The organism is Pseudomonas sp. KBN12P06040 (assembly GCF_037574965.1).
Classification (GTDB): Bacteria; Pseudomonadota; Gammaproteobacteria; order Pseudomonadales; family Pseudomonadaceae; genus Pseudomonas; species Pseudomonas aeruginosa.
In genome coordinates this window covers 4,616,931-4,629,204 of sequence record NZ_JBBELS010000001.1, presented here as the reverse complement: position 1 = coordinate 4,629,204, position 12,274 = coordinate 4,616,931, and the positions used below count along the sequence as shown (strand labels likewise).

11 protein-coding genes are annotated in these 12,274 nt (G+C 67.8%); 10 read left to right on the top strand and 1 reads right to left on the bottom strand.

The features are described 5' to 3' along the window. Positions 1-21: 21 nt before the first annotated feature. Entirely contained in the window at positions 22-918 is an 897-nt protein-coding gene (locus tag VQ067_RS21780) for a LysR family transcriptional regulator (protein WP_003085908.1), read from the bottom strand. 116 nt (positions 919-1,034) lie between these two features. On the opposite strand from VQ067_RS21780, the gene VQ067_RS21775 reads away from it, so the two are divergent. The 10 genes from VQ067_RS21775 (at position 1,035) to acs (ending at position 12,163) form a co-directional block, all read left to right on the top strand. Next, positions 1,035-1,862: an FAS1-like dehydratase domain-containing protein gene (locus VQ067_RS21775; protein ID WP_015503418.1), complete on the top strand. Its 828-nt coding sequence runs from the start codon at positions 1,035-1,037 to the stop codon at positions 1,860-1,862. Positions 1,863-1,907: 45 nt separating this feature from the next. After that, a complete protein-coding gene (locus VQ067_RS21770) occupies positions 1,908-3,068 on the top strand; it encodes an acyl-CoA dehydrogenase family protein (RefSeq protein ID WP_015503417.1) in 1,161 nt (386 codons plus the stop codon). A gap of 14 nt (positions 3,069-3,082) precedes the next feature. Then, on the top strand, positions 3,083-3,463 hold the full coding sequence (locus tag VQ067_RS21765) for a VOC family protein (RefSeq protein WP_003085915.1): 381 nt from the start codon (positions 3,083-3,085) through the stop codon (positions 3,461-3,463). A gap of 38 nt (positions 3,464-3,501) precedes the next feature. Beyond that, on the top strand, positions 3,502-4,854 hold the full coding sequence (locus VQ067_RS21760; RefSeq protein WP_340080900.1) for an MmgE/PrpD family protein: 1,353 nt from the start codon (positions 3,502-3,504) through the stop codon (positions 4,852-4,854). Positions 4,855-4,909: 55 nt separating this feature from the next. Continuing rightward, the gene (locus VQ067_RS21755) at positions 4,910-6,112 is read left to right on the top strand and encodes a CaiB/BaiF CoA transferase family protein (RefSeq protein WP_003110264.1); all 1,203 of its coding nucleotides are present in this window, start codon (positions 4,910-4,912) and stop codon (positions 6,110-6,112) included. A gap of 10 nt (positions 6,113-6,122) precedes the next feature. Further along, complete coding sequence (locus tag VQ067_RS21750) at positions 6,123-6,950, top strand: HpcH/HpaI aldolase/citrate lyase family protein (RefSeq protein ID WP_003134274.1); 828 nt, start codon at positions 6,123-6,125, stop codon at positions 6,948-6,950. Between the two features lie 113 nt (positions 6,951-7,063). Next, entirely contained in the window at positions 7,064-8,059 is a 996-nt protein-coding gene (locus tag VQ067_RS21745) for a TRAP transporter substrate-binding protein (protein WP_003110262.1), read from the top strand. A 48-nt stretch (positions 8,060-8,107) separates the two neighbouring features. After that, complete coding sequence (locus tag VQ067_RS21740; RefSeq protein WP_003134273.1) at positions 8,108-8,746, top strand: TRAP transporter small permease; 639 nt, start codon at positions 8,108-8,110, stop codon at positions 8,744-8,746. Further along, positions 8,743-10,026: a C4-dicarboxylate TRAP transporter large permease protein DctM gene (gene dctM / locus VQ067_RS21735; protein WP_003085927.1), complete on the top strand. Its 1,284-nt coding sequence runs from the start codon at positions 8,743-8,745 to the stop codon at positions 10,024-10,026. The genes VQ067_RS21740 and dctM overlap by 4 nt, the downstream gene beginning before the upstream one ends. 181 nt (positions 10,027-10,207) lie before the next feature. Further along, positions 10,208-12,163 carry an acetate--CoA ligase gene (acs, locus tag VQ067_RS21730; protein WP_015503416.1) on the top strand — a complete coding sequence of 652 codons (1,956 nt, stop codon included), beginning with the start codon at positions 10,208-10,210 and terminating at the stop codon, positions 12,161-12,163. Positions 12,164-12,274: the final 111 nt, after the last annotated feature.

Genomic DNA, 12,274 nt, shown 5'->3' with positions numbered 1-12,274 from the left:
GCGGGAGTGGTGGGCGGCCCCCTACAGGCTGTCTCCCACCCTCTGCAACTCCTCGATCAACGCCCGCAGGCAACTCGGCAGTGCTTCCAGGTCGCGTACCAGCAGGCTGCGCTCGCGGATCGCCCAGGGCTCGTCGAGTTCGATGGTCGCCAGCTTCATCGTCCGGCTGTGGCGGCGCGCGGCGGACTGCGGGATCACGCCGATGCCGACGCCGCCCTCGATCATCCGGCAGATCGCCTCGAAGCTGGAGACCTGGATGCGCAGCGATAGCTGCTCGCCCATCTGCTCCACCCGTTCGTACAGGAAGGCGTGCAGGGTGGTGCCCTCGGGCAGGCCGATATGCTGGAACTGCAGGGTGTCGCGCAGGCGTACCCTGGCCTGTCCGGCCAGCGGATGGCCCTGGGGCACCGCCATCACCAGGCGGTCGGTGCTGAAATGCAGGACCTGCAGGCCACTGGCCGCCACCGGCCCGGCGATGATGCCGAGGTCGGTGGAGCCGTCCAGCACGCCGCGGACAATGTCGCGGCTGAGGCGTTCCTGCAGGTCGACGGTGACCCCGGGACGAGCGGCAAGGAAGCCGGCGAGGATTTCCGGGAGGAATTCGGTGACCGCGGTGGTATTGGCGAAGATGCGGATATGCCCGGCGGCGTCGCTGCCGTACTCGGTGAACTCGCTCTTCAGGTATTCCACCTGGCGCATGATCAGCCGCGCGTGCTGTAGCAGGCGCTGGCCCGCCGGGGTCAGTTCGACGCCGCGGCTGTCGCGGTACAGCAGGCGGCTGCCGAGCTGGCCTTCGAGCGCCTTGACCCGTGCGCTGGCGGCGGCCGGGGAAAGGAAGGCGCGGCGCGCGCCCTGGGTCAGGCTGGGCGACTCGGCGATATGGATGAACAGGCGCAGGTCGGCGAGATCGAAATGCATGGGCACTCCATGGCGTTCGGCAAATCCGAACGCGCCATTGCGTAATTGCAAATTCTCAAAACGCTAGCATCCTATCATTCTCCTCCCATCACCCCCTAGGTCATGGGAAGCCACGCATGAGTGAGTCCGCTTTCGCCCCCTGGATCGGTCGCCAGGAAGAAACCCACGATCAATTGAGCCGCAACCTGGTCAAGCGCATCGCCGCCACCTTCGGCGAGCTGACCCCGGCCCACGGCGAAGCGCTGCCGCCGCTCTGGCACTGGGCGTTCTTCCAGGACCCGGTGGAGGCCGCCGGCCTCGGCGTCGACGGCCACCCGGCGCGCGGCGGTTTCCTGCCGCCGGCGGACGATCGCAACCGCATGTGGGCCGGCGGGCGCCTGGAGTTCCACCAGCCGCTGCGGGTCGGCGGCGAGGCCAGCCGCACCTCGACCATCCTCCGGGTCGAGGAGAAGCACGGTCGCAGCGGCACGCTGCTGTTCGTCACCCTGCGCCACGACTACCGCCAGGACGGCCAGCTGGCGCTGAGCGAAGAGCACGACATCGTCTACCGCGAACCGACCCCGCCCAAGCTCGGCGGTACCGAGGCCTTGCCCGAGGGCGACTGGCGCGAGGCGCTGGAGCCCGATCCGGTGTTGCTGTTCCGCTACTCGGCGGTGACTTTCAACGGCCACCGCATTCACTACGACTGGCCCTATGTCACCGATGCCGAAGGCTATCCGGGCCTGGTGGTGCACGGTCCGCTGATCGCCACCCTGGCCCTGCGCGCGTTCTGCCGGGCCAATCCGCAGGCACGCCTGCGTCGCTTCGCCTATCGCGGCCTGCGCCCGCTGATCTGTCCCGAGCCGTTCGAGGTCGGCGGCCGCCTGCTCGCTGCCGGCAAGGCCGAGGTATGGGTCGGCAATGGCGCCGGCCTGGCCCAGCGCGGCGACGTGGAATTCGACTGAAAGGGCGCCAGCGCCCGTCCAACGACAAGAATCGAGGAGTCACCGATGAATCCGAACAGCGAAGAGCTGAACGCGATCCGCGAGGGCGTACGTGCCCTCTGCGCCGAATTCGACGCCGTCTACTGGCGCCGCATCGATGAGCAGCGCGGTTTTCCCGAGGCCTTCGTCAAGGCCCTGACCGACGCCGGCTGGCTCTCGGCGATGATCCCGGAGGAGTACGGCGGTTCCGGTCTGGGCCTGGCCGAGGCCTCGGTGATCCTGGAGGAAGTCAACCGCTGCGGCGGCAACTCCGGCACCGTGCACGGGCAGATGTACAACATGTTCACGCTGCTGCGTAACGGCAGCGAGGCGCAGAAGCGCTTCTACCTGCCGAAGCTGGCCAGCGGCGAGCTGCGCCTGCAGTCGATGGGGGTGACCGAGCCGACCACCGGCACCGATACCACCAAGATCAAGACCACCGCCGTGCGCAAGGGCGACCGCTATGTGATCAACGGGCAGAAGGTGTGGATCTCGCGGATCCAGCACTCCGACCTGATGATCCTGCTGGCGCGCACCACGCCGCTGGCCGAGGTGAAGCGCAAGTCCGAAGGCATGTCGATCTTCCTCGTCGACCTGCGCGAGGCCATCGGCAAGGGCCTGACCGTGCAGCCGATCGCCAACATGGTCAACCACGAGACCAACGAGCTGTTCTTCGACAACCTGGAGATCCCCGTCGATAGCCTGATCGGCGAGGAAGGCAAGGGCTTCCGCTACATCCTCGACGGCCTCAATGCCGAGCGCACCCTGATCGCCGCCGAATGCATCGGCGACGGCCGCTGGTTCATCGACAAGGCCAGCCACTATGCCCGCGACCGCGTGGTCTTCGGCCGGCCGATAGGGCAGAACCAGGGCGTGCAGTTCCCCATCGCCGAGGCGCACATCGAAGTGGAGGCCGCCGACCTGATGCGCTGGCGCGCCTGCCAGGAGTACGACGCCGGGCTCAACGCCGGGGCCAGCGCGAACATGGCCAAGTACCTGGCGGCGAAAGCTTCCTGGGAGGCGGCCAACGCCTGCCTGCAGACCCACGGCGGCTTCGGCTTCGCCTGCGAGTACGACGTCGAGCGCAAGTTCCGCGAGACCCGCCTGTACCAGGTGGCGCCGATCTCCACCAACCTGATCCTGTCCTACGTGGCCGAGCACCTGCTCGAACTGCCGCGCTCGTTCTGAAGCGGGAGCCGCCCATGCAGATCGACCGTCTCGACCACCTGGTGCTCACCGTCCGCGACATCGACGCCAGCATCGATTTCTACACCCGCGTACTGGGTATGCGCGCCGTTACCTTCGGCGCGGGTCGCAAGGCCCTCGCCTTCGGTGCGCAGAAGATCAACCTGCACCAGGCCGGGGGCGAATTCGAACCCAAGGCCGAGCGACCTACGCCGGGGTCCGCCGACCTCTGTTTCATCGTCGCCACGCCACTCGAGGCGGTGGCCGAGCAACTGCGCCAGCAGGCCGTGGAAATCCTCGAGGGCCCGGTGCAGCGCACCGGCGCCGGCGGGCCGATCCTCTCGCTGTACCTGCGCGACCCCGACCTGAACCTGATCGAACTGAGCAACCCGCTGTAGGCCGCGTGCCTCGGGACAACTACAAGAGAGCGTTGGTCATGACCGACTACACCCAGCAACTCGCCGGCTTTCTCGCCGGCCTGCGCTACCAGGACCTGCCGCCGGCGGTGCTGGCGCGGATGGAAGAATTGTTCCTCGACTGGCTCGGCTCGGCGCTGGCCGGCAAGGGCCAGCATCCGATCCCATTGTTCGAGCGCTACGCCGAACGCATGGGCCCGGCCGATGGTAGCGCGCAGATCCTGCCCAGCCGGCGGCGCAGCTCGCCGTATTTCGCCGCCCTGGTGAACGGCGCGGCTTCCCACGTGGTGGAGCAGGACGACCTGCACAACAGCTCGGTGCTGCACCCCGCGGCAGTGGTCTTCCCTGCCGCCCTGGCCGCGGCCCAGGACCTCGGCCGCAGTGGCGCCGAGCTGATCCTCGCGGCGGTGGCCGGCTACGAGGCCGGCATCCGCATCGGCGAATTCCTCGGTCGTTCCCACTACCGGGTGTTCCATACCACTGCCACGGTCGGCACCCTCGCCGCGGCAGTGGCGGTGGGCAAGCTGATGGACTTCGACCGCGAGCGCTTCGTCGACCTGCTCGGCAGCGCCGGAACCCAGGCCGCCGGGCTCTGGGAGTTCCTCCGCGACGCCGCCGATTCCAAGCAGTTGCATACCGCCAAGGCCGCCGCCGACGGGCTGCTCGCCGCCTATCTCACCGCCGACGGCCTGAGCGGCGCGCGACACATCCTCGAAGGCGAGCAGGGGATGGCCGCCGGGATGTCCAGCGACGCCGACCCCGAGCGCCTGGTGGATCGCCTCGGCAGCCGCTGGGCGTTGCTGGAAACCTCGTTCAAGTTCCACGCCTCGTGCCGCCATACCCATCCCGCGGCCGACGCGCTGCTGGCGCTGATGCAGCGCGAAGGGCTCGATCACTCGCAGATCGCCGCGGTCACCGCGCGGGTCCACCAGGGCGCCATCGAGGTGCTCGGCCGGGTGGTCGAGCCGCAGACCGTGCACCAGGCGAAGTTCTCCATGGGCACCGTGCTGGGCCTGATCGCCGTGTACGGCAAGGCCGGCCTCGGCGAGTTCCATCGGCATGCGCTGAGCGACCCACGGGTCGCTGCGTTCCGCGAGCGGGTCGAGATGCGCCTGGACCCGGAGGTCGACGCCGCCTATCCGCAGCGCTGGCTCGGGCGGGTCGAAGTACTGGATGGCGAAGGGCGGCGCCATACCGCCGCCATCGACGAACCCAAGGGCGATCCCGGCAATACCCTCAGCCGCGACGAGCTGGCCGACAAGTTCCGCCGCCTGCTGGCGTTTTCCGGCGCGGCCACCGGCGCCGAGGCGGAGATCCTTATCCAGCGGGCCTGGGGCCTGCGTCAGGCGCCTTCCGTAACGCCCCTGATCTGATCAACCGAACCAGCCGCACCTCGTCTTCGACGGACGAGGGCAGGGAGTCCGACCCATGACGCAATCCCACCAGCCGCGCCCGCTCGACGGCATCACCGTGGTCAGCCTGGAGCACGCCATCGCCGCGCCCTTCTGCACCCGCCAACTGGCCGATCTCGGCGCGCGGGTGATCAAGATCGAACGCCCCGGCGTCGGCGATTTCGCCCGCGGTTACGACGAGCGGGTCAACGGCCTGTCGTCGCACTTCGTCTGGACCAATCGTTCCAAGCAGAGCCTCAGCCTCGATCTCAAGCAGGCCGAGGCGCTGCCGTTGCTGGAGAAGCTGCTGGCCGGCGCCGACGTGCTGGTGCAGAACCTCGCGCCGGGCGCCGCCGCGCGCCTGGGCCTGTCCTACGAGGCGTTGCGCGAGCGCTTCCCGCGACTGATCGTCTGCGATATCTCCGGCTACGGCGAAGGCGGTCCCTACGAGAAGAAGAAGGCCTACGACCTGCTGATCCAGAGCGAGGGCGGCTTCCTTTCGGTGACCGGCGGCGCCGGGCCGAACGAGATGGCCAAGGCCGGCTGTTCGATCGCCGATATCGCCGCCGGCATGTACGCCTACAGCAGCATCCTCTCGGCCCTGCTGCTGCGCGAGCGCACTGGCGAGGGCAGCCGCATCGACGTGTCGATGCTGGAGAGCCTGGTGGAGTGGATGGGCTACCCGATGTACTACGCCTACCAGGACGCGCCGCCACCGCCGCGCGCCGGCGCTTCGCACTCGACCATCTACCCCTATGGGCCATTCCCCGCCGGCGACGGCGGCACGGTGATGCTCGGCCTGCAGAACGAGCGCGAGTGGCGGGCCTTCTGCGACAAAGTTCTGCGCCGCCCGGAGCTGGCCGACGACGAACGCTTCTCGGCGAACTTCAAGCGCTCGGCCAACCGCGAGGAGCTGCGCGCGCTGATCGTCGAAGCCTTCGCCGCCTTGCCGGCCGCCGAGGTGGTGGCGCGCCTGGAACAGGCACAGATCGCCAACGCCCACGTCAACGACATGGCCGGGGTCTGGGCGCACCCGCAGTTACAGGCGCGGCAACGCTGGACCTCCATCGACAGCCCGGCCGGGCGCCTGCCGGCGTTGTTGCCGCCGGCCAGCAGCAGCGCCTTCGTTCCGCGCATGGATGCGGTGCCGGCGCTGGGCGGCGACAGCGACGCGCTGCTTGCCGAACTGGGCTGTACCGCGGCCGATATCCAGCGCCTGCGCGCGACCGGAACGGTATGAGGAGACGGACATGAACCGACAGATCGTGCGCAGCGCGCTGTTCGTCCCGGCGACCCGCCCGGAGCGGATCCCCAAGGCCCTTGCCAGCGGCGCCGACCGGGTCATCGTCGACCTCGAGGATGCGGTGGAGGAGGGGCTGAAGGTCGAGGCGCGGGCCAATCTCCGGCGTTTCCTCGTCGATACGCCGGAAGCCCGGGTGCTGGTGCGGATCAACGCGGCGGAGCATCCCGGACATGCCGACGACCTGGCGCTGTGCCGCGACCACGCCGGAGTGATCGGCCTGCTCCTGCCGAAAGTGGAGAGCGCCGCCCAGGTGCGCCACGCCGCCGTGGCCAGCGGCAAGCCGGTCTGGCCCATCGTCGAGAGTGCCCGCGGCCTTGCCGCGCTGGGCGAGATCGCCGCCGCCGCGGGGGTCGAGCGGCTGTCCTTCGGCAGCCTCGACCTGGCCCTGGATCTCGATCTCAACACCGGCAGCAACGCAGCCGAACAGATTCTCGGTCACGCCCGTTACGCGCTGCTCCTGCAATCGCGCCTGGCAGGCCTGGCGCCGCCGCTGGACGGCGTCTACCCGGCGATCCAGAACCGTGTCGGACTGGTCGAGGCAGTGCGCTTCGCTCGCGACATGGGCTTCGGCGGGTTGCTGTGCATCCATCCGAGCCAGGTCGAGCCGATCCACCAGACATTGATGCCGAGTCTCGCGGAACTGGAGTGGGCGCGTCGGGTGGCAGAGGCCGGCGCCTCCGGTGCCGGCGTCTTCGTGGTCGACGGCGAGATGGTCGACGCGCCGGTGCTGGGACGCGCGCGACGCCTGCTGGAGCGGGCCGGGGAGGGTGGCTGAACGCGTTCGACAGACGCGAACGCGGGCTTGAGCAATGGCGAATTCTCCGAACGCGCCGGCTGCGTCAGGCTCGTCGATACCTCGAAAGCACAACAACAATCTGAGGTCACGAAATGTTCAAGACGATGGTACGGGCGCTGTTGTGCGCCCTGGCGATCGGTGGCTCCTGCCTGGCGAATGCCGCGCAGCCGATCGTCATCAAGTTTTCCCACGTGGTCGCGGAAAACACGCCCAAGGGCCAGGGCGCGCTGCTGTTCAAGAAGCTCGTCGAACAGCGCCTGGGCGGCCGGGTCGAGGTGGACGTCTATCCCAACTCGTCGCTGTTCGGCGATGGCAAGGAAATGGAGGCGCTGCTGCTGGGCGACGTGCAGATGCTGGCGCCGTCCCTGGCCAAGTTCGAGCAGTACACGCGCAAGGTGCAGATCTTCGACCTGCCGTTCCTCTTCGACGACATCCAGGCGGTCGACCGCTTCCAGCGCAGCCCGCAGGGGCGCGCCCTGCTGACCAGCATGCAGGGCAAGGGCATCCTCGGCCTGGCCTATTGGCACAACGGGATGAAGCAGCTCTCCGCCAATCGCCCGTTGCTGGAGCCGGAAGACGCGCGCGGGCTGAAATTCCGCGTGCAGGCGTCCGACGTGCTCAACGAGCAGTTCCGCCAGCTCCGCGCGATCTCCCGGAAGATGTCCTTCGCCGAGGTCTACCAGGGCTTGCAGACCGGCGTGGTGAATGGCACCGAGAACACCTGGTCGAACTACGAGAGCCAGAAGGTCAACGAGGTGCAGAAGTATTTCACCGAGTCCAACCACGGCCTGGTGGACTACATGGTGATCACCAACGCGAAGTTCTGGAACGGCCTCCCGGCGGACATCCGCGAAGCGCTGCAGCGGATCATGGACGAGGTCACCGTGCAGGTGAACCTCGAGGCCGAGCGCCTCAACCGCGACGCCCGCCAGCGCATCCTCGCCAGTGGCGTCAGCGAGATCCATACCCTGACCCCGCAGCAGCGCGCCGACTGGCGCCAGGCGATGCAGCCGGTATGGCAGAAATTCCGCGGCAATGTCGGCGCTGACCTGCTCCAGGCCGCCGAAGCCTCCAACCGTCCCGATTGACCCGTCCGGCACCGCCCGGCCGGGCGGGGCATTGTGGAGAACGCTGCGATGAATCGACTCGTGCGCGTCTGGAACCGCTTCGAGGAGGGCGCTATCGCCTTCCTGCTGGCGGCGATGACGCTGGTGACCTTCCTCTATGTGGTGATGACCAACGTCTTCACCCTGTTCTACGACCTCGGCGACCGCCTGCCGACACTGCGGGCTCCGCTGTACTCGGTGGGCGACGCGATCCTCGGGGTAGCCCAGGACATGTCCTGGAGCAACGCGCTGACCAAGGCGCTGTTCGGCTGGCTGATCTTCCTCGGCATCGCCTACGGCGTACGCACCGCCGGCCACCTCGGGGTGGATGCCCTGGTGCGCCTGGCGCCGCGTCCCTTGCAGCGCCTGATCGGGATACTCGCCTGCCTCTGCTGCCTGGGCTACGCCGGGCTGTTCATGGTCGCCAGCTACGACTGGGTGAAGACCCTGTTGGTCGCCGGCATCGGCGCCGAGGACCTCGACCACTTCGGCATCCTCCAGGCCTACATCGCGGTGGTGGTGCCGGTCGGCTTCGGCCTGGTGCTGCTGCGCTACCTGGAAATCCTCGTCAACCTGTTGCGCGGTCGCCAGCTCGGGCTGGGCCTCGCCGACGAGGCCGCCGAGGCCTCCAAACTGGCCGGCGAAGAGGCCGGGGAGAACCGCCCATGACCGTGCTGATCCTGTTCCTGCTGCTGTTCCTGTTCATGTTCATCGGCGTGCCCATCGCCATCTCCCTGGGGCTGTCCGGCGCCCTGACGATCCTGCTGTTCAGCCCGGATTCGGTGCGCTCGCTGGCGATCAAGCTGTTCGAGACCTCCGAGGCCTACACCCTGCTGGCGATCCCGTTCTTCCTGCTCTCCGGCGCGTTCATGACCACCGGTGGCGTGGCGCGGCGCCTGATCGACTTCGCCAATGCCTGCGTCGGGCATATCCGCGGCGGCCTGGCGATCGCTGCGGTGCTCGCCTGCATGCTGTTCGCCGCGCTGTCCGGTTCGTCGCCGGCGACAGTGGCGGCGGTCGGCTCGATCGCCGTGGCCGGCATGGTCCGCTCCGGCTATCCGCGCGCCTTCGGCGCGGGGATCATCTGCAATGCCGGGACCCTGGGCATCCTCATCCCGCCATCGATCGTGATGGTGGTCTACGCCGCCGCCACCGAGACCTCGGTGGGCAAGCTGTTCGTCGCCGGGGTGGTTCCGGGGTTGTTGCTCGGGGTGATCCTGATGGTGGTGATCTACATCGTCGCGCGGGTCAAGAAGCTGCCGGCGCAGCCGCGCGCCAGCTTTCGCGAGTGGCTGGCCGCCGCACGCCGTGCAGGCTGGGGCCTGTTGTTGCTGGTGATCATCCTCGGCGGCATCTATTCCGGGCTGTTCACCCCCACCGAGGCGGCGGCGGTGGCGGCGGTGTACTCGGCCTTCGTCGCGCTGTTCGTGTACAAGGACATGCGCCTGCGCGACTGTCCCAAGGTGCTGCTGGAGTCGGGGCGGCTGAGCATCATGCTGATGTTCATCATCGCCAACGCCATGCTCTTCGCCCATGTGTTGACCACCGAGCAGATCCCCCAGCAGATCACCGAATGGGTGGTGCAGGAAGGCCTGACCCCGATCGGCTTCCTGCTGATGGTCAACGTGGTGCTGCTGGTCGCCGGCAGCTTCATGGAGCCCTCGGCGATCGTGCTGATCCTGGCGCCGATCTTCTTCCCCATCGCCATGAAGCTGGGCATCGATCCGATCCACCTGGGTATCGTCATGGTGGTGAACATGGAGATCGGCCTGGTACACCCGCCAGTGGGCCTCAACCTGTTCGTCACCTCGGCGGTCACCGGCATGCCGCTGGGGGCGACCATCCGCGCGGCGCTGCCGTGGCTGATGATCCTGCTGCTGTTCCTGATCCTGGTGACCTACGTGCCGTTGATCTCGCTGTGGCTGCCGGGCCTGCTGGGCATGAGTTGAGTCGCGGCGGCGGGGCGCGGGACGCGCTCCGCCGCCCGGCGCAAGGCTACGATCGGCGCGGCTTATAGCTACGATCGGCGCTGTCGCGCAGTGGTAAGACCATGGTCGTATGGTTCGTGGGGTGTGCGCTCGCTACAACTGGGCACAACAAAAACAACACTCACGTACCGAGGTTAAAGCCATGTCTGCGGCATCCCTGTACCCCGTGCACCCGGAAGCGGTGGCACGGACCTTCACCGACGAAGCCACCTACAAGACGATGTACCAGCAGTCCGTCGTCAACCCCGACGGCTTCTGGCGCGAGCAGGCCCAGCGGATCGACTGGATCAAGCCGTTCGAGAAGGTCAAGCAGACCTCCTTCGACGACCATCACGTGGACATCAAGTGGTTCGCCGACGGCACCCTCAACGTGTCGCACAACTGCCTCGACCGTCACCTCGCCGAACGCGGCGACCAGGTGGCGATCATCTGGGAAGGCGACGATCCCGCCTACCACCAGGAAATCACCTACCGCCAGCTCCACGAGCAGGTCTGCAAGTTCGCCAACGCCCTGCGCGGGCAGGACGTGCACCGCGGCGACGTAGTGACCATCTACATGCCGATGATCCCCGAGGCCGTGGTCGCCATGCTCGCCTGCACCCGCATCGGCGCGATCCACTCGGTGGTCTTCGGCGGCTTCTCCCCCGAGGCCCTGGCCGGACGCATCATCGATTGCAAGTCGAAGGTGGTGATCACCGCCGACGAAGGCGTGCGCGGCGGCAAGCGCACTCCGCTGAAGGCCAATGTCGACGACGCCCTGACCAACCCGGAAACCTCCAGCGTGCAGAAGATCATCGTCTGCAAGCGTACCGGTGCGGAGATCAAGTGGAACCAGCACCGCGACGTCTGGTACGACGACCTGATGAAGGTTGCCGGCAGCACTTGCGCACCCAAGGAAATGGGCGCCGAGGACCCGCTGTTCATCCTCTACACCTCCGGCTCCACCGGAAAGCCGAAGGGCGTGCTGCATACCACCGGCGGCTACCTGGTGTACGCCTCGCTGACCCACGAGCGGGTCTTCGACTACCGTCCGGGCGAAGTCTACTGGTGCACCGCCGACATCGGCTGGGTCACCGGCCACACCTACATCGTCTATGGCCCGTTGGCCAACGGCGCTACCACCATTCTGTTCGAGGGCGTGCCGAACTACCCCGACGTGACCCGCGTGGCGAAAATCATCGACAAGCACAAGGTCAACATCCTCTACACCGCGCCGACCGCGATCCGCGCGATGATGGCCGAAGGCAAGGCGGCGGTGGCCGGTGCCGACGGTTCCAGCCTGCGTCTGCTCGGTTCGGTGGGCGAGCCGATCAACCCGGAAGCCTGGCAGTGGTACTACGAGACCGTCGGCCAGTCGCGCTGCCCGATCGTCGACACCTGGTGGCAGACCGAGACCGGCGCCTGCCTGATGACCCCGCTGCCGGGCGCCCACGCGATGAAGCCGGGCTCCGCGGCCAAGCCGTTCTTCGGCGTGGTCCCGGCGCTGGTGGACAACCTCGGCAACCTGATCGAAGGCGCCGCCGAGGGCAACCTGGTGATCCTCGACTCCTGGCCGGGCCAGGCGCGGACCCTGTTCGGCGACCATGACCGCTTCGTCGACACCTACTTCAAGACCTTCAAGGGCATGTACTTCACCGGCGACGGCGCGCGCCGCGACGAGGACGGCTACTACTGGATCACCGGGCGGGTCGACGACGTGCTCAACGTCTCCGGCCACCGCATGGGCACCGCCGAGGTGGAAAGCGCGATGGTCGCCCACCCGAAGGTCGCCGAGGCGGCGGTGGTCGGCATGCAGCACGACATCAAGGGGCAGGGCATCTATGTCTACGTCACCCTCAACTCCGGGGTCGAGCCGAGCGAGGCGCTGCGCCAGGAGCTGAAGCAATGGGTCCGCCGCGAGATCGGTCCGATCGCCACGCCGGATGTGATCCAGTGGGCGCCGGGACTGCCGAAGACCCGTTCGGGCAAGATCATGCGGCGCATCCTGCGCAAGATCGCCGCGGCCGAGTACGACACCCTCGGCGACATCTCCACCCTTGCCGACCCGGGCGTGGTCCAGCACCTGATCGAGACCCATCGCTCGATGCAGGCCGCCTGACTTCCGCCTGATCCGAAACGACCCCGCGCGGTGCGAGCCGCGCGGGGTCTTTCATTTGGCGGGGGCCGAGGAGGAGGGCGTTTCGAATGGGCTCGCGCCGGGAATGGGGCG